Annotated in this window: 18 protein-coding genes; 7 read left to right on the plus strand and 11 right to left on the minus strand. The window is 62.3% G+C overall.

Annotated features, from left to right (window positions below; all coding sequences use genetic code 11):
• Positions 1-3 precede the first annotated feature (3 nt).
• Both ACN5AZ_RS12280 and ACN5AZ_RS12285 read right to left on the minus strand, forming a co-directional pair.
• Positions 4-759 carry a sulfite exporter TauE/SafE family protein gene (locus tag ACN5AZ_RS12280; RefSeq protein WP_419429183.1) on the minus strand — a complete coding sequence of 252 codons (756 nt, stop codon included), beginning with the start codon at positions 757-759 and terminating at the stop codon, positions 4-6.
• The gene (locus ACN5AZ_RS12285) at positions 756-1043 is read right to left on the minus strand and encodes an SH3 domain-containing protein (RefSeq protein WP_419429184.1); all 288 of its coding nucleotides are present in this window, start codon (positions 1041-1043) and stop codon (positions 756-758) included. Before ACN5AZ_RS12285 ends, ACN5AZ_RS12280 begins: the two co-directional genes overlap by 4 nt.
• A gap of 235 nt (positions 1044-1278) precedes the next feature.
• Here ACN5AZ_RS12285 and ACN5AZ_RS12290 point away from each other — a divergent pair, with 235 nt between their 5' ends.
• Both ACN5AZ_RS12290 and ACN5AZ_RS12295 read left to right on the plus strand, forming a co-directional pair.
• A complete protein-coding gene (locus ACN5AZ_RS12290; protein ID WP_419429185.1) occupies positions 1279-1941 on the plus strand; it encodes an OmpA family protein in 663 nt (220 codons plus the stop codon).
• Between the two features lie 95 nt (positions 1942-2036).
• The gene (locus tag ACN5AZ_RS12295) at positions 2037-2588 is read left to right on the plus strand and encodes an NADPH-dependent FMN reductase (RefSeq protein WP_419429186.1); all 552 of its coding nucleotides are present in this window, start codon (positions 2037-2039) and stop codon (positions 2586-2588) included.
• 33 nt (positions 2589-2621) lie between these two features.
• Here the strand turns inward: ACN5AZ_RS12295 and ACN5AZ_RS12300 are convergent, their stop codons facing one another.
• Complete coding sequence (locus ACN5AZ_RS12300) at positions 2622-3143, minus strand: acyloxyacyl hydrolase (RefSeq protein ID WP_419429187.1); 522 nt, start codon at positions 3141-3143, stop codon at positions 2622-2624.
• A gap of 235 nt (positions 3144-3378) precedes the next feature.
• Between ACN5AZ_RS12300 and ACN5AZ_RS12305 the strand changes: the two genes are divergently transcribed.
• The 3 genes from ACN5AZ_RS12305 to rimO all read left to right on the plus strand — a co-directional run bounded on the left by ACN5AZ_RS12305 (position 3379) and on the right by rimO (position 6693).
• The gene (locus tag ACN5AZ_RS12305) at positions 3379-4506 is read left to right on the plus strand and encodes a sensor histidine kinase (protein WP_419429188.1); all 1128 of its coding nucleotides are present in this window, start codon (positions 3379-3381) and stop codon (positions 4504-4506) included.
• A 133-nt stretch (positions 4507-4639) separates the two neighbouring features.
• Positions 4640-5230, plus strand: coding sequence for a GcrA family cell cycle regulator (locus ACN5AZ_RS12310; RefSeq protein WP_419429189.1), 591 nt, complete (start codon positions 4640-4642; stop codon positions 5228-5230).
• Between the two features lie 95 nt (positions 5231-5325).
• Positions 5326-6693 (plus strand): 30S ribosomal protein S12 methylthiotransferase RimO, encoded by a 1368-nt coding sequence (gene rimO, locus ACN5AZ_RS12315; protein ID WP_419429190.1) that lies wholly within the window; start codon positions 5326-5328, stop codon positions 6691-6693.
• Here rimO and ACN5AZ_RS12320 read toward each other — a convergent pair.
• Both ACN5AZ_RS12320 and ACN5AZ_RS12325 read right to left on the minus strand, forming a co-directional pair.
• A complete protein-coding gene (locus ACN5AZ_RS12320; protein WP_419429191.1) occupies positions 6681-7550 on the minus strand; it encodes a helix-turn-helix transcriptional regulator in 870 nt (289 codons plus the stop codon). The two genes, rimO and ACN5AZ_RS12320, sit on opposite strands and share 13 nt — an antisense overlap.
• Positions 7534-7995: a hypothetical protein gene (locus tag ACN5AZ_RS12325; RefSeq protein WP_419429192.1), complete on the minus strand. Its 462-nt coding sequence runs from the start codon at positions 7993-7995 to the stop codon at positions 7534-7536. The genes ACN5AZ_RS12320 and ACN5AZ_RS12325 overlap by 17 nt, the downstream gene beginning before the upstream one ends.
• Positions 7996-8314: 319 nt before the next feature.
• Here ACN5AZ_RS12325 and ACN5AZ_RS12330 point away from each other — a divergent pair, with 319 nt between their 5' ends.
• Both ACN5AZ_RS12330 and ACN5AZ_RS12335 read left to right on the plus strand, forming a co-directional pair.
• The gene (locus tag ACN5AZ_RS12330) at positions 8315-8893 is read left to right on the plus strand and encodes a thymidine kinase (protein ID WP_419429193.1); all 579 of its coding nucleotides are present in this window, start codon (positions 8315-8317) and stop codon (positions 8891-8893) included.
• Positions 8893-10071 carry a benzoate/H(+) symporter BenE family transporter gene (locus ACN5AZ_RS12335; RefSeq protein ID WP_419429194.1) on the plus strand — a complete coding sequence of 393 codons (1179 nt, stop codon included), beginning with the start codon at positions 8893-8895 and terminating at the stop codon, positions 10069-10071. The genes ACN5AZ_RS12330 and ACN5AZ_RS12335 overlap by 1 nt, the downstream gene beginning before the upstream one ends.
• Here the strand turns inward: ACN5AZ_RS12335 and ACN5AZ_RS12340 are convergent.
• The 6 genes from ACN5AZ_RS12340 to ACN5AZ_RS12365 form a co-directional block, all read right to left on the minus strand.
• Positions 10035-11153: a beta-ketoacyl-ACP synthase III gene (locus ACN5AZ_RS12340; protein WP_419429195.1), complete on the minus strand. Its 1119-nt coding sequence runs from the start codon at positions 11151-11153 to the stop codon at positions 10035-10037. The genes ACN5AZ_RS12335 and ACN5AZ_RS12340 overlap by 37 nt on opposite strands.
• A gap of 72 nt (positions 11154-11225) precedes the next feature.
• Positions 11226-11564, minus strand: a complete 339-nt coding sequence (locus tag ACN5AZ_RS12345) for a tRNA-binding protein (RefSeq protein WP_419429196.1) — start codon at positions 11562-11564, stop codon at positions 11226-11228.
• Complete coding sequence (gene proC / locus ACN5AZ_RS12350; RefSeq protein WP_419429197.1) at positions 11557-12372, minus strand: pyrroline-5-carboxylate reductase; 816 nt, start codon at positions 12370-12372, stop codon at positions 11557-11559. Before proC ends, ACN5AZ_RS12345 begins: the two co-directional genes overlap by 8 nt.
• A 66-nt stretch (positions 12373-12438) precedes the next feature.
• The gene (locus tag ACN5AZ_RS12355) at positions 12439-12939 is read right to left on the minus strand and encodes a YbjN domain-containing protein (RefSeq protein WP_419429198.1); all 501 of its coding nucleotides are present in this window, start codon (positions 12937-12939) and stop codon (positions 12439-12441) included.
• A gap of 260 nt (positions 12940-13199) precedes the next feature.
• Positions 13200-13712 (minus strand): DUF3859 domain-containing protein, encoded by a 513-nt coding sequence (locus ACN5AZ_RS12360; protein ID WP_419429199.1) that lies wholly within the window; start codon positions 13710-13712, stop codon positions 13200-13202.
• Between the two features lie 102 nt (positions 13713-13814).
• On the minus strand, positions 13815-15413 hold the full coding sequence (locus ACN5AZ_RS12365; RefSeq protein ID WP_419429200.1) for a phosphoenolpyruvate carboxykinase: 1599 nt from the start codon (positions 15411-15413) through the stop codon (positions 13815-13817).
• Between the last annotated feature and the right edge of the window lie 55 nt (positions 15414-15468).

Raw genomic sequence — 15468 nt, forward strand, 5'->3', positions numbered from 1 at the left:
CCCCTAACGGGCAAAGAACACCAGCGCCGTGACCGCGCCCACGCAAATGACCCCGACCCGCAGCAAGGGCACGGGCAAGTGACGGCTGCTGCGCGCGCCCACGTAGCCGCCGACCGCCGTGCTGAGCGCCATGATGGCCGCCTGCTCCCACGCAATCAGACCGGCGCTGATAAAGGTCACCGCCGAGACAAGGGACAACAGGGCGGACAGCGCCGTTTTCAGCCCGTTCATGCCGTGAAGGTTGCGAAAGCCTAGCAGGCCAAAGGCTGCCAAAAGCATGATGCCAAGACCGCCGTTAAAATACCCGCCGTAAACCGACACGGCCAGCACCACCGCCCCCCCAGACACGGGACCAAGCTCGCCGCCGCCGCGCAGGCGTCTTTGGATCGCGGGGCCGCAGGCAAAGAGAGTCGTGGCCAGCGTCAAAAGCCATGGCACGATCCACAAAAACGCGGCCTCTGACGTGACAATCAACAGGCCCGAGCCCGTCAGCCCGCCCACAGCTGCGATCCCCGCAATGGTCCGTAGATCCAGAACCCCCTCGTCGCGGATGTCGTGGCGAAAGCCCCATGCCCCGCTGAGATACCCGGGCAAGGCGCTGAGCGTCGCCGTGGCATTTGCGGCCACCGGCGGCACGCCCACGTAGATCAGCGCAGGCAGGGACAGGAATGTTCCGCCGCCTGCCACGGCATTCAGGACGCCGGCGGCAAAGCCCGCAAGCGTCAGGATGGCAAGTTCTGTCAGGGAAAAGGCCGTCAACGCGCGCTCAGATAAGCGTCCGAGACATAGCCGCGCAAGCCGGGGGCCACGTCCAGCGCGACCTCGCACCATTTGGTGGCCCCTGTCCGCTCGCAATCGCGCACCCGTACGATGGTGCCGTTGGGCAGGCCGACGATCACCACAAAGCCGGTGCCGGGGCCTGCGCGCAGTTTCAGCATATCGTCTTCATCGACGCCGATCACTTCGGCACGGTCGCGCCACGCGGCCTGCGCCGGGGCGGCCAGCATCAGACCCGCAAGGGCCGCAGCCAGTAGGTGTTTCATGAATGTCTCCTGCTCGCATGTTTTTTAGGCAGCTTACCCTGTGCCACGCCTGTTGGAAACGCCTGCCTGCATCCGTGGCTGCAACAGTGGGGCGCACACCACATGGGCGATTTGTCGCCTGTACAGGGGGATTGCCGTATTTTCACGGGAACCAACCGTTTGACTGTGGCATTAACCGTCTGGACAACAACGCGCCCGCGTCAGACGGGCCACCGACGAGAGGCACACAGTGACTATGATCCGCTCTTCCCTTTTGCTTTCCATGACCGCCGCGCTGGGCCTGACCGCCTGCACCACCGGTCCTGTCTTTGACGAAACCGACCCGAACCGCAAAGCCAAGTCCGGCGCGTTGATCGGTGCGGCAACCGGCGCGGTCGCAGGCCGTCTGGCAGGCGGTGACGACAAGGGCGAGCGCAACCGCGCCACGCTGGCCGGTGCGCTGGTGGGTGCCGCCGCAGGGGCCGCCATCGGCAACCAGCTCGACAAGCAGGAAGCAGAGCTGCGCCAGCAACTTGGCAGCAACGTGGATATCCAGAACACCGGTGACCGCCTGATCGTGACCATGCCGCAGGACATCCTGTTCGCCACCGACAGCTCGACCCTGCGTCCTGATCTGCAAGGCGACATCCGCGATGTGGCGCAGTCCCTGCTGGCCTATCCGAACACCACCACTCAGGTCATCGGTCACACCGACTCCGATGGTGAAGCATCCTATAACCTGCAGCTGTCGCAGCGCCGCGCACAGTCCGTGGCCAACGTGCTGATCGGTCAGGGCGTGCCCGCTGGTCGCATTCAGGTCATCGGCCGTGGCGAAGACCAGCCCATCGCGTCGAACCTGACGCCCGATGGCAAGCTGCAGAACCGTCGCGTCGAGATCGTGATCCTGCCCAACGCGTAATCGCGCTGTCATTTACGACAATTCAAAGCGTCGCGGCCTTGCCGCGGCGTTTTTTCGTTTAGATCATCTGGCAGCACTGAAAAGGAGCCTGCCTGATGTCCACCCTGTCCCTTGTCGGCCTTTGCGGGTCGCTGCGCCGCGCATCGACCAACCGGCTGCTGATGCATGAAGCCGCGCGGCGCTTTGGCGAGGACGCGCCCTTTGCCGAGGTTGATATCCGCTTTCCGCTGTTTGACGAGGATCTGGAGGCCGGGCAGGGCATCCCCGATGCGGTCCAGCATGCGGCGGATATGATCGCGGGCGCGGATGCGGTGATCGTGGCCAGCCCCGAATACAACAAGGGGATTACAGGCGCGCTGAAGAATGCCTTTGACTGGCTCAGCCGCACCGGCAGCAACCCGTGGCGCGACAAACCTGTGGCCATCGTGTCCGCTGCGGCGGGGGCCGCCGGGGGTGCGCGCAGTCAGGCGATGACACGGCTGTGTCTGACCGCCTTTCGCCCGCATCTTTTGACAGGACCAGAGGTTCTGGTGGGGCAGACGGCGCAGCAATGGGATGCGGACGGCCGTCTGACCAATGAATTCGGCGCGAAACTGCTGTCAGAGCTTATGGCCGATCTGCGCCGCGCCGCCGAGGCGCGCGCCTGATCGGGGCAGGGGCGCATTCCGCGCCCCATCGCATCAGCGCAGCGGCACCGATACGTGGAAGGCCACCGTTTCGATCCCCGGGTTCTCGTCATAGATCCCCGCGTTTGACCGGTGGTCATAGCTCAGCGCCATGCGCAGGCCGTTGCGCGCCTCCCAACCGACTTCCACGCCGGAGCGGAATTCGATCGGGCCGCCCAGGTCAAACCCGCCGTTGTCGAAATACAGGCCGGGCATGGCGTGCAGCTCGCCGTAAATCGGGGTCGATCCGAGCTGCATCTTGTAGGTGTGCCCAAAGCCGATCCATGTCTCGCCACCTTCGGCGACAGACAGGCCAATCGCCTCGCCAAAGGGGCCGCGTTTGTAGGGCAGATCGTAGCGCAGGTAGACTTCGCCCATGGTGTCGGCGTTGCGTTCCAGAACCTCGCCGCCAGAAACCAGAAGGCGTGGCGTGGTATCGGATTTTCCGATGCAGCCGTCGGCTGTCCCGCAGTGGTTCAGGCCCATATCGGTCATCCCGAGGACCAGCATCAGCACTGCGAATGTTCCGTCTGCCATCAATCGATTCCTTTATAAACTGCTAATTTCATGCCGCAGATCAGCGTGTGAGTCCACCACGGGCTAATTTCGCGCTGATATACGATTTGCTTACGTTGCTGTGGGATATGGAGCGCCAAGCCACGAAAACGAGTGGCGGTTTAAGGAATTTCGCGCGTGTCCCAAAATGGCGGCACCGGGCCAGAATGGCCACAGCCCGGCTGGCGCAAAGCGCCCAAGAACATGACGGTGGACCATGATCAGATTACTGCTGGCCGATCCCGACACGGATCGCGCAAACGATACCTTGGCGACCCTGCAACAGGGGATGTCCGATCCTTTGCGCGGACAGGTCACAGATAGCGCCGATGGTTGTCTGTCTGCATTGAATGACACATTCCTTGCGGATTGTGTCGTGATTGACGGTGCATTCTTTGGCGGGGCGGGGCGATGTTTGTTGGACGACCTGTTTGCGCGGGACAGGTTTCTTCCGGTGATTGTTCTGGTGGAGGACTACGATGGCGAACACGCCATTGCCGCGATGCGCCGAGGGGCGCGTGACGTGTTGCGACGTGGCGTGGATCTGGGGCCGCGTCTTGGCTTGGCCGTTGCGGACGCAATTTCGCGGGCAGAGGCGGACCGCCGTGATGATGACCGCCGCGAGCTGTTGCAAAGCTTTGCCGCCGTGTTGGTGCATGACCTGCGCGCGCCTTTGCGCTCCGTGCGTGGGGGGGGCGACATGCTGATGGAGGATCTGGAAGCGCCCCAACAGCAAACACATGCCGAGGTGCTTGGCTTTATCCGCAATGGCGCCGAACATATGGACCGTTTGATCGTCGATCTGCACCGACACTGTGCGGTGGCCTCGGCGGCGCAGCCCCGTGCAGAGGTGGACCTGTCCGCTGTTGTTGACAAGCTGCGCATGGCTCTGTCGGCAGATATCGCGCGGCGGGGTGCGGAGGTATCTGTCATCTCCCCCCTGCCGGTGATTCGCGGGGATGAGACGCAGTTGGCTCAACTTTTGCAGAATCTCATCGCCAACGGGCTGAAATTTAACGAAGCAGCGGCCCCGCTGGTGCAGCTATCCTGCGAAGATCGCGGCGATTTGTGGCGCATTTCCATCACCGACAACGGGATCGGGATAGACAGCGCCCACACGGAGGACATCTTTCAGCCGCTTCGTCGTCTCCATAGCGACAGCGAATATGAGGGGACGGGACTGGGCCTGTCGATCTGTACCCGTATCGCGCGACGCCATGGCGGTCGTCTCAGCTGCGTATCCGTGCCGGATCAGGGGACAACCTTTCATCTCGACCTGCCGAAGACCCGCGCTGATGTGATCGGTCTGGCTGTTGGCGGGGATCGCGCGGCGTCCGCCGGATAGGCGCAAGGTGGCAGCCAGTGGCCGGATTGTGCCGCCCCGCCTTGTATCTCGTGCCATGATGCTTAGAATAGAGCCAACCAATAGACCGTCAGGCGGCCCGGACACGTGGCCGCTTTTTCAGTAGGAAGCCTCGATGTCTTGGACCGATGAACGCGTTGAATTGCTCAAGAAGATGTGGTCCGAAGGCCAATCGGCCAGTACGATCGCCAAAGAACTGGGTGGCGTGACGCGCAATGCCGTGATCGGCAAGGTGCACCGCCTGGGCCTGTCGAACCGTGCAGGGGCCACCCCCGCCGCAGAGCCCAAGCCCGAACCCAAACCCGCAGCGGCCAAACCCAAGCCCGCGCCCAAGCCGGTGGAGGCAAAGCCCGCCGCGCCCAAGCCCGAGCCTGCGCCCGCCGCAGCCACGGCTGTGGCCACCACGCCCGCGCCGACACCTGCGCGCAAGCAGATCATTCCGGCCGGTCAGCCCCTGCCGCCGCAGCCCTCTGCCAATGAAATCAGCCCCGAAGCGCTGGCCAAGGTCAGCGAAGTCGAGAAGAAGGCCAAGAAGCTGACCTTGATGGAGCTGACAGAGCGGACATGCAAATGGCCCGTGGGCGATCCCGCGACCGATGATTTCTGGTTTTGCGGTCTGCCTGTGCAGCAGGGCAAACCCTACTGCGAGGCGCATGTGGGTGTGGCGTTCCAGCCCATGAGCGCGCGTCGCGACCGTCGCCGCTAACATCGGCAACATGACTGAAAGGGCGCCCCGGTCGGGCGCCTTTTTCGTATCGGGCGGTGCTGTGGGGGCTTTTCGCACAGCAGGCAAAGGCGTATATGCCGCCCATGCAGAATCCCCCTGATCTCCGCCCTGATCTGGCGCGTGCGCGCGTCTCTGAAACCCGCCGTGACGGCCAGCCGACCATTGGCATGGTCTCGCTTGGCTGTCCCAAGGCATTGGTGGACAGCGAGCGCATCCTCACCCGTTTGCGTGCCGAAGGCTATGGCATCAGCGCGGATTACAGCGGTGCGGATGCGGTGATCGTGAACACCTGCGGGTTTCTTGACAGTGCCAAGGCCGAAAGCCTTGAGGCAATTGGCGAGGCGCTGACCGAGAACGGCAAGGTGATCGTGACCGGCTGTCTGGGGGCAGAACCGGAGTATATCACCGGTGTTCATCCCAAGGTGCTCGCCGTGACGGGGCCGCACCAGTACGAGCAGGTTCTGGATGCGGTGCACGGGGCGGTGCCGCCGTCGCCTGATCCCTTTGTCGATCTGTTGCCCGCGTCCGGTGTCAGCCTGACCCCCCGCCATTACAGCTACCTGAAGATTTCCGAAGGCTGTAACCACAAGTGCAAGTTCTGCATCATCCCTGACATGCGCGGACGTTTGGCCAGCCGACCGGCCAAGGCTGTGCTGCGCGAGGCGGAAAAGCTGGTTGAGGCCGGTGTGCAGGAGCTGTTGGTCATCAGTCAGGATACTTCGGCCTATGGCACCGATTGGAAGGACCGCGACAGCAAGTTCCCCTTCCTCGATCTGGCCCGCGATCTGGGCGAGCTGGGGGTCTGGGTGCGCATGCATTATGTCTACCCCTATCCGCATGTGCGCGAGGCGATTCCCCTGATGGCGGAGGGCAAGATCCTGCCCTATCTCGACATTCCGTTCCAGCATGCCCATCCCGACACGCTGCGCCGGATGGCGCGCCCCGCCGCGGCAGAGCGGACGCTGGACGAGATCGCGGCCTGGCGCGCGGCCTGCCCCGATATTACGCTGCGCTCGACCTTTATCGTGGGGTATCCCGGCGAGACCGAGGCCGAATTCCAGCATCTGCTGGACTGGATGGACGAGGCGCAGTTGGATCGTGTGGGCTGTTTCCAGTACGAAAACGTTGACGGCGCGCGGTCGAACGATCTGCCGGATCACGTCGACGCAGAGGTCAAACAGGACCGCTGGGACCGCTTCATGCAAAAGGCGCAGGCCATTTCAGAGGCCAAACTGGCCGCAAAGGTTGGCACGCGTCTGGATGTGATCGTGGATGATGTGGACGAGGATGGCATTGCCACCTGCCGCACCAAGGCCGATGCGCCCGAGATCGACGGCAACCTGTTTATCGATGAAGGCGCGGACCATCTGAAACCCGGCCAGATCGTCACGGTCGAGGTCGACGAGGCCGGCGAATACGATCTTTGGGGTCAGCTGGTCTGACCATCGATGCGGGGGTGCACCTCTGACCCGTCGGTCACGTCGTCTTCGGGCGGGTTGTGCGGATCGGGCAGCAGGCCCAATGACATCGCTAGCGCGGCCAGTTCGGTCCGCTTAGACGTGTTGGTCTTTTGCATCAGCGCATTCTGACGCTGTCGCACCGCAGAGACCGTCACCCCAAGCTGTTCGGCGATCTGCTTGTCCAGCAGACCGGAGCCGATCATCTCGAGCAGTTCGCGCTGTTTGATCGTGATCCCGTTGCGGTCGAAATACTCTTCGGAGAAGTGCAGCAGGTAGCGGTGATGCGCGGCCCAGGCGCACATGGCCAAGGTTCCGTATTCCCGCGACAGGATATCCAGCAATGCCTCGCGGTCGTGGTCGCCGATAAAGGACACCATCGCCGTGGCGCGCGGCGTGTGCTGGCGCAAGGGGATGGAGATGCCCGCGCGCATGCCACGCGCGGCGGCCTGTTTCAGGATGTCGCGGCGATATTCCGGCAGGTCGGGGTGGTCGTCGATAAATTCCAGCCCCATGCAGATCGGGGTCAGCCTGTGTTCCCCGTGAATGCGGAAATACGATCCGTGGTACAGTTCCGGGCTGGTGTTGGCCTTTTCCAGCCATGAGGCGTCGTAAGAGGTGCGCACAAACAGCGCACGCTTCCAATCGCGCCAATCGCTGGCGGAGATAAAGTCGATAAACGGAAGCCCCACATCCGCGCCGAGCTGGCAAACAAGTTGCCAGACCTCTTCGGCGGTTTGTGTCGTCTCCAGCGCGCGCAGACAGGCCTGTCCCTTGTCGGGGAAATACGTCTCGGCCACGATGGCGGGCCGGGACGTCTTGCGTTCAGTTGACGTGCTCATCTTCGAGGTGCAGTTTCATATTGATGAGAACCTTCTGGATGGCGAGGGTCTCTTTCAGCAGGCGCTTTGCCTCGTTGGCGGAAATCACGCCGTCCTCGATGGACTGGTTGTATTCGGCCATCAGCATGGCAAACCGCTGTGACAGGGCAATCACGTCACTGTTCACGCCGCCTTCGGGCTTGGAATTGCGGCGGGATTCATCGAACTCCAGCGTGATGCCTTTGAGCTCTGCCAAAGCAGAGGTGACATGCGGGTAGGATGCGGCCTCTTCGAGCAGGGCCACAGCATCGACAGGCATGAAACGGTCGGCGTGTTCGCTATGGTCTGAATAATAGCGGCCAAGGGTCGCCTTTGATTTTCCAGTGATCTCGCAAGCGGCTTCGACGCCGACATCCTTGACCAAAGCCTCGGTGTGTTTCTTCAGGTAGCGTGCAACGCTGGACATGCCTTCCCCTTCGTCTCTCCCCTCATTCGGTAGGGGAACCGGAACATTCCTTTCCCATTATCCTTAACCGAAGGGAAAGTCATTGTGAAATCAACCTCGGCAAGGTCGGGGCCAGCGCCCGAGGTGGTTATCTGTTTCGGGGGTGGGTGGTGCAGTTCCATATCCCCAAAGCGTAACGAGTGTTGCGCCGCCTTCCAGTTCGGCATGGATCGGGCCCGAGACCCCTGGGGTGTTTCCCCCGGGCACCGGTCCATGCCGCTTTTCCCTTTGGGCCTTGCGCAGACTTGTCACGCCTTTGACAGTCACGCAAAAGCAGCACATGGCCAAGCTTCACTTTCATTATTCCACCATGAACGCGGGCAAGTCGACGCTGTTGTTGCAGGCTGCCCACAATTACAACGAACGCGGGATGGAGACCTACCTGCTGATCGCGGCATTTGATGACCGCGCAGGCAAAGGGCGCATCGGGTCGCGGATCGGACTATCGCGCGAGGCCGATGTGTTCGGCGACAACTGCGATCTGTTCGAAAAGATTCGCAACCGGATGGAGGAGGGGCCGATCGCCTGCGTCTTCATCGACGAGGCGCAGTTCATGACCCGTGATCAGGTCTGGCAACTGGCGCGCGTGGTGGATGATCTGAACGTGCCGATCATGGCCTATGGCTTGCGCGTGGATTTCCGGGGCGAGTTGTTCCCCGGTTCAGCCGCGCTGCTGGCCATTGCCGATGTCATGCGCGAGGTGCGCACAATCTGCCATTGCGGGCGCAACGCCACCATGGTGATCCGGCGGGGCGCCGACGGCAAGGCCCTGACCGACGGTGCGCAGGTGCAGGTCGGCGGCAATGAAACCTACGTGTCTTTGTGTCGTCGCCACTGGCGGGCCGAGGTGGGGCTTTGATGGGGGGCATCCGCGCCTTGGCCACCGGGATTGTGGTGGCCATTGTCGGGTTCTTTTCGTCCTTTCCGATCTTTTTGGCGGGGGTCGAGGCGATGGGTGCTTCGGCGGCGCAAGCATCATCGGCCCTGATGGCGGGCGGATTGGCCATGGCCGTTGCGGGTATCGTGCTGGCCTTGTGGACCCGCACACCTGCGTCTTGTGCGTGGTCAACGCCGGGGGCCGCCTTGTTGGCCGGATCTGGCGCGGATGCGGCGGGCTTTTCCGGCGCGGTCGGGGCCTTTGTGGTGGCGGGGCTGCTGGTGGTGATCGCCGGGTTCTGGCGTCCGCTGGTGCGTCTGGCGCAATCCATCCCCGGACCCATCACGCTGGCCATGTTGGCCGGAGTTCTGCTGCCCATCTGCTTTGCACCCTTTCGCGCCTTGTCCGAGGCACCGGTGGTGGGCTGCGCGATCCTTGGCACTTGGTTTCTGGTGTCGCGGCTGTCACGCCTGTTCGCGGTTCCGGCCACGGTTCTGGTCACACTGGGGCTGGTGATCTGGTGGAACGGCACGCTGCCCCTGCCGGATCATGTGATGACCGCGCCGGTTTGGGTGACGCCGTCCTTTTCGCTGCAGGCGGTTATCAGCCTTGCGATCCCGCTGTTCATCGTCACCATGGCCACGCAGAACATTCCCGGTGTCGCTGTGCTCAAGGCGAATGGCTACACGCCGAACCCCGGACCGATGTTTGCGACCGTGGGCGCGCTGTCGGTCATCACCGCCCCCTTTGGCGCGATCGCAACCAACCTTGCGGCGATCACTGCGGCGATGTGTTCAGACGATGACGCCCACCCCGATCCGGCACAGCGCTATTGGGCGGCGGTCTGGGCGGGGCTGTTCTATGCTGTGTTCAGCGTGTTCGCCGCAGTCGTCACCTTTGTTGCAGCCGCAGCACCGCCCATGGCGATGGCCGCGCTGGCGGGCGTGGCCCTACTGCCGGTGTTCATCAATTCGATGGCGACCGCAGTGACGGCCCCCGACACGCGTGAGGCGGCCATGCTGACCTTTGTCATCACCGCGTCGGGGCTAAGCTTGTTCGGGATTGGCGGCGCGGTCTGGGGATTGATCGCAGGCAGCGCCGTTCATCTGGTACAGGTCTGGCGTCAGGCGCGTTCGACCAGTACCGATCCGACGGAATAGCCCGCCCCGAAAGAGCAGATGACACCCTTGTCGCCGGGCTGCAGATCGCCGGAATGTTTGGAAAAGGCGATGATCGATCCGGCAGAGGACGTGTTCGCGTAATCCTGCAGGATGTTGGGCTGCTCGCCGTCCTCGGGCACGCGGCCAAGCACCTTTTTCCCGATGAAATCGTTCATGGTTTTGTTGGCCTGATGCAGCCAGAGCCGTTTCAAGTCATCCGCCTGCCAGCCCTGATCGGCCATGTGGTCAGAGATATGCTGCGACACCATGGGCAGCACCTCTTTGAACACCTTGCGCCCGTTTTGCATGAACTGCATGTCGCGGCGGTCTTCCATCTGGTCATGGGTGCGACGCAGGAAACCGTCGTTGTTGCGGATGTTGTTCGAATATTCCGTGGCGCAGCGGGTCGACAACACGTCAAAGCGCGCGCCCTTTGCATCTTCGGTCCGTTCCAGAACCACCGCCGTGCAGACGTCGCCAAAGATAAAGTGGCAATCGCGGTCGCGCCATTCCAAATGGGCCGAGCAGATTTCGGGGCAGACAACCAGCGCACGCCGCACTGATCCGGTGCGGATCATGTCAGCCGCCGCCTGAATGCCAAAGGTGGCCGAGGAGCAGGCCACATTCATGTCAAAGGCAAAGCCGCCACAGCCCATCAGCTTCTGGATCTCGATGGCCACGGCAGGGTAGGCCCGTTCATGGTTCGATGCGGCGCAGATCACCAGATCAATGTCAGCGGCATCCACACCCGCCATATCCAATGCGGTCTTGCAGGCATCCTGCGCCATTTCCGCCATGTGCGAGGGGGCCTCGTCGTCGCGGGCGGGCAGGCTGGGGTACATGCGGGCCGGATCCAGCACGCCCGATTTGTCCAGCACGTAACGCTGTTCGATCCCCGAGGCATTCACGATGAATTCGGAGGAGGAATGCGCCTTGGGCTCCAGCGTGCCGGCGGCGATGTCGTCCGCGTGATCTGCGTTCCAGCGGTCGGCATAGGCGTTAAAGGCCACCACCAGTTCGTCGTTGGTGATGATCTGGGATGGCGTGAACACACCGTGGCCGGTGATGGCGGGCTGGAACATAACGGGTCTCCTTCGGGTGCGCGCCAGCATCATCATGGGCGGGCCTAAGTCAAGCTGACGGTTTCAGCGCCTTTAACAGAGCCGTTCGCCGTTCGGAACCGGATGATCGGGCCGTGACAGGGTGACGTTACCGTCACTGTCATGCACGCCCAGCACCAGAACCTCGGACATGAAGGGGCCGATCTGGCGGGGAGGGAAGTTCACGACTGCCATGACCTGCGTGCCGACCAGCGTGTCGGGGCTGTAGTGATGGGTGATCTGGGCCGAGGATTTGCGTTCCCCGATCTCGGGGCCGAAATCGATATACAGCTTGATCGCGGGTTTGCGGGCTTCGGGAAAGGGTTCTGCGCGCAGAACGGTGCCGGCACGGATATCGACCCGCAAAAAGTCGTCAAAGGAGATCTCAGCCATTGGCGAGCTCGCGCGAGCGGTCTGCAGCCGCTTTGATCGTGGCCCGGATCAGCGGGGGCAGCCCGTCGGTGTCATTCATCAGCACCTCCAGTCCTGCCTGTGTCGTGCCATTGGGCGAGGTGACATTGCGGCGCAACTGCGCAGGCGTGTCGTCGGCCTGCATCGCCAGAGCACCGGCACCGGCCACGGTGGCGCGGGCCAGTGACATCGCCAGATCGGGGGCCAGCCCCTGTGCCTCGCCTGCGGCGGCCAGACATTCAATCATGTGAAACACATAAGCGGGACCAGAGCCGGACAGCCCCGTGACCGCGTCCATCTGGCTTTCATGGTCAAGGCGGACGACCTCGCCCACGGCAGACAGAAGGCTTTCGGACAGATCAAGGTGATCGCTGCCCGCCTTTGCATTCCCGATGATGGCGGTGATGCCCTGACCGACGGCGGCGGGGGTGTTGGGCATGGCGCGCACGATGGGCGTGTCCTGCCCCAGCAGCGTCTCGTAGGTGGCGATCGAGATCCCCGCCGCCACAGAGACAAACAGCGTGCGCCCGTTGCCCATGGCCTGAAGCGCGGGCAGCGCCTCTGACATCATTTGCGGTTTGACGGCGATCAGCACGATGGCCGGACTATCAGGCAAGGGGGCGTTCAGATGCACGCCCTGCGCCTTGACCCAATCCGACGGGTTGGGGTCCTGCACCCAGACCGAACCGGCAGGCAATCCGCGTTTCAACCAGCCTTCGAGCATGGCGGACCCCATTTTGCCGCAGCCCAAAAGCACCAGCCCGTTTTGTGCGATCACCCCGTCGTGCATGCCGATCTCCTGTCTCGTGTCGTGACAGGCGTAGCGCGAAGCAGGGGCGTCCGCAATCGCCGGCGATCAGGCGTGGCCGTAGGCCTCGGCGATGGCGATTTGCAGGGCTTCCTTGGCGGTTTTGTCGGTCCAGCACATCAGTTGGAACGCGGGGTAATAGCGTTCGGCCGACATTACCGCGGCAGAAATCATCGTGTCGATCTGTTCTGCCGAAGCGATATTGCCGCCCGCCAGCATCAGCCCGTATTTGTAGACCATCAGCTTTTGTTCGGCCCAATAGCTAAAGCAGCCTGCCCAGCATTGGTCGTTCACCGCATTCAGCCCCTCATGCAGGGTGTTCAGCCGGTCCTCGGGGGGATCGATTTCGAACGAGCAGACCATGCGCAGAGTTTCGTCTGCGTGGGACCACGCAAGGGTGATCGAATAAACGCGCCATTGGCCGTCCACGGCCATCGCGATCTGGTCATCACCAACGCGGTCGAAATCCCATTCGTTATACGCGGCAATGCTCTCGACGATGTCGATCGGGTGCAATTCTTCCGTCAGGTAGTGTTCGGACAGGGCCATTTCGCCACCTCGCTTATCATTTTTAGCGCGGGGTAAAGTATTTTGCCCTAGCGCTTGCTGACTGCTCTAGGGCTGCGGGGCTCGACCCGCGCCCTTACTATATATCGTGCCTGTCGAATGATTCGCCGTAAAGCAAATTTTTGGTGACTCTTGGAATAAGTTGTGGATAGACGCCGATTCGGCGTGCGGAAAATGGTTAAGATTCAAAGATTGCGCGCTGGGGGTTGTGCGTGTTCGCCGTGTGCGACGGACAATTCGCCTCAGGACAGGATCATTGCGCCAAAGCAGATGCTTTGAACCTCCGGCGCGGTTCCCTTGGGCGTGATGGTGAATTGCTTCTCGGCCAGCGTCTCTTCGCCCTGCATCAGCGCAAAGTGCCAAGGCCCTTCGATCAGCTCAAAGGGCTCTTCAAAGGTGAACAGGTTCAGCGCGGGCGCGTCGGGGTAAACCGTGGTGGGCCAGCTTTCCACCTGCTGCCCGCTTGGCCCCATCGGCGGATGGGTGACCACGACCGTCAGATCGATGGCGGGACTGCCCTGCGGCAAGGCCGCGCGGATGCCAAAGGTCAGCCCAAGCTCGGCAGGCACAACCGTCGTGGTGACATCAAATGCCAGACCCTGCTCAATCGTGTTGAGGATGCCGCTGACGGTATCGGGGGCGGGCACGGGGCGTCCGATGGGCGCGTCACAAATTACCCCGTGTTCGATAATGTCCAGCGCGACCGCGCTGTGCGGCAGCAGACAAGACATCAGGGCGGGGAACATCAAGCGCATGGGGGCTCCGGTCTGGGTACGGCCCATGGTAGCGCAACACTCGCCCCAATAAAAAGACCCCCGACAGGATCGGGGGTCTGATGTCGTTCGCTGTTGTGGGTCTTAGCCGATTGCAGCGGCTTTGACGTCCTCGTCGATGTAGGGGACGTATTGCGCAAAATTGTCCGCAAACATCGTGACCAGTTTTTCAGCCTGCGCATCATAGGCGGCTTTGTCATCCCATGTCTTGCGCGGGTCGAGCAGCATGTCCGGCACGCCCTCGACATGGGTCGGCACCTCGAAGCCAAAGTTCGGGTCTTTGCGCATGGGCGCATCGTTGAGGGAGCCGTTCAGCGCTGCGTGCAGCAGGGCGCGGGTCGCCTTGATCGGCATCCGCGAGCCGGTGCCATAGGCGCCGCCGGTCCAGCCGGTGTTCACCAACCAGCAGGTCGCGCCGTGCTTGGCGATCTTGTCACGCAGCAGGTTGCCGTAAACCTCTGGACGACGCGGCATGAAGGGCGCGCCAAAGCAGGTCGAAAAGGTCGGCTGCGGCTCGGTGATGCCACGCTCTGTCCCCGCCACCTTGGATGTGAAGCCGGACAGGAAGTGGTACATCGCCTGCGCTGGCGTCAGTCGCGCGATCGGAGGCAGCACACCAAAGGCATCACAGGTCAGCATGATGATGTTCTTCGGGTGGCCGCCAAGCGCGGTTTTGGAAGCGTTCGAGATGTAGTTCAGCGGGTAGGCGCAGCGCATGTTGGCCGTCAGGCTGTCGTCCTCGAAATCGAGATCGAAGGTCTCGGGATCGAAGACCATATTCTCGATCACCGTGCCGAATTTCTCGGTGGTGGCGTAGATTTCCGGCTCTGCCTCGGCGGACAGGTTGATCGTCTTGGCGTAGCAGCCGCCCTCGAAGTTGAAGGTGCCGCGCTCTGACCAACCATGTTCGTCGTCACCGATCAGCACGCGCTCGGGATCGGCGGACAGCGTTGTCTTGCCGGTGCCGGACAGACCAAAGAAGACGGCGGTGTCCACCGGGTTGTTCGGCGCGTGGTTGGCAGAGCAATGCATCGCCATGATGCCCTTGCCCGGCAGGATGTAGTTCAGCAGGGTGAACACAGATTTCTTGTTCTCGCCCGCGTATTCAGTGTCCGCGATCAAGATCAGCTTCTTTTCAAAGTTCAGCGCAATCACGGTTTCGCTGCGGCAGCCGTGTTTGGCCGGATCGGCTTTGAACGACGGGCAGTTGATGATGGTGAAATCGGCGGTGAAACTGTCGAGGTCTTCGCGGTCGGGACGGCGCAGCATGTGGCGGATGAACAGGTTGTGCCATGCCAGTTCCGAGATCACGCGCACATCGATAGCGTTTGCGGGATCCGCGCCGCCCACCAGATCCTGCACGTAGTATTCGCCGCCCTTCATATGCTCCAGCATGTCGGCGTGCAGGCGGTCAAAGGCGTCCGGTTCCATCGGCGCGTTGTTTTCCCACCAGATGGTGTCCTCGACCTCCGGAGTGCGCACGATGAATTTGTCCTGCGGCGAGCGGCCCGTGTATTTGCCGGTGGTCACAAGGAATGCGCCGCCCTTGCCCAGCGTGCCCTCGCCCCGTTTCAGCGCCGCTTCGATCAGCGCGGGCTCCATGAAGTTATAATAGACATTGCCGAGCCCCGTGATCCCTTGATCCTCGAGCTTGAACTGGGGGTTTACCCGTCCGAATGTCATATGCTTGCTCCTATGCAGCGCACTGATGGCGTAATTTTATTGCGCGGCGGATGTC

Source organism: Sagittula sp. SSi028 (assembly GCF_048553715.1).
GTDB lineage: Bacteria > Pseudomonadota > Alphaproteobacteria > Rhodobacterales > Rhodobacteraceae > Sagittula.

What these genes read in the sequence shown, in the direction of transcription:
- ACN5AZ_RS12365 (WP_419429200.1), bottom strand. Translation starts at nt 15,413, where the DNA reads ATGACATTCGGACGGGTAAACCCCCAGTTCAAGCTCGAGGATCAAGGG.
- ACN5AZ_RS12345 (WP_419429196.1), bottom strand. Translation starts at nt 11,564, where the DNA reads ATGGCTGAGATCTCCTTTGACGACTTTTTGCGGGTCGATATCCGTGCC.
- ACN5AZ_RS12340 (WP_419429195.1), bottom strand. Translation starts at nt 11,153, where the DNA reads ATGTTCCAGCCCGCCATCACCGGCCACGGTGTGTTCACGCCATCCCAG.
- ACN5AZ_RS12335 (WP_419429194.1), top strand. Translation starts at nt 8,893, where the DNA reads ATGGGGGGCATCCGCGCCTTGGCCACCGGGATTGTGGTGGCCATTGTC.
- ACN5AZ_RS12290 (WP_419429185.1), top strand. Translation starts at nt 1,279, where the DNA reads ATGATCCGCTCTTCCCTTTTGCTTTCCATGACCGCCGCGCTGGGCCTG.
- ACN5AZ_RS12360 (WP_419429199.1), bottom strand. Translation starts at nt 13,712, where the DNA reads ATGCGCTTGATGTTCCCCGCCCTGATGTCTTGTCTGCTGCCGCACAGC.
- ACN5AZ_RS12295 (WP_419429186.1), top strand. Translation starts at nt 2,037, where the DNA reads ATGTCCACCCTGTCCCTTGTCGGCCTTTGCGGGTCGCTGCGCCGCGCA.
- ACN5AZ_RS12300 (WP_419429187.1), bottom strand. Translation starts at nt 3,143, where the DNA reads ATGGCAGACGGAACATTCGCAGTGCTGATGCTGGTCCTCGGGATGACC.
- ACN5AZ_RS12285 (WP_419429184.1), bottom strand. Translation starts at nt 1,043, where the DNA reads ATGAAACACCTACTGGCTGCGGCCCTTGCGGGTCTGATGCTGGCCGCC.
- proC (WP_419429197.1), bottom strand. Translation starts at nt 12,372, where the DNA reads ATGCACGACGGGGTGATCGCACAAAACGGGCTGGTGCTTTTGGGCTGC.
- ACN5AZ_RS12330 (WP_419429193.1), top strand. Translation starts at nt 8,315, where the DNA reads ATGGCCAAGCTTCACTTTCATTATTCCACCATGAACGCGGGCAAGTCG.
- ACN5AZ_RS12355 (WP_419429198.1), bottom strand. Translation starts at nt 12,939, where the DNA reads ATGGCCCTGTCCGAACACTACCTGACGGAAGAATTGCACCCGATCGAC.
- ACN5AZ_RS12325 (WP_419429192.1), bottom strand. Translation starts at nt 7,995, where the DNA reads ATGTCCAGCGTTGCACGCTACCTGAAGAAACACACCGAGGCTTTGGTC.
- rimO (WP_419429190.1), top strand. Translation starts at nt 5,326, where the DNA reads ATGCCGCCCATGCAGAATCCCCCTGATCTCCGCCCTGATCTGGCGCGT.
- ACN5AZ_RS12305 (WP_419429188.1), top strand. Translation starts at nt 3,379, where the DNA reads ATGATCAGATTACTGCTGGCCGATCCCGACACGGATCGCGCAAACGAT.
- ACN5AZ_RS12320 (WP_419429191.1), bottom strand. Translation starts at nt 7,550, where the DNA reads ATGAGCACGTCAACTGAACGCAAGACGTCCCGGCCCGCCATCGTGGCC.
- ACN5AZ_RS12310 (WP_419429189.1), top strand. Translation starts at nt 4,640, where the DNA reads ATGTCTTGGACCGATGAACGCGTTGAATTGCTCAAGAAGATGTGGTCC.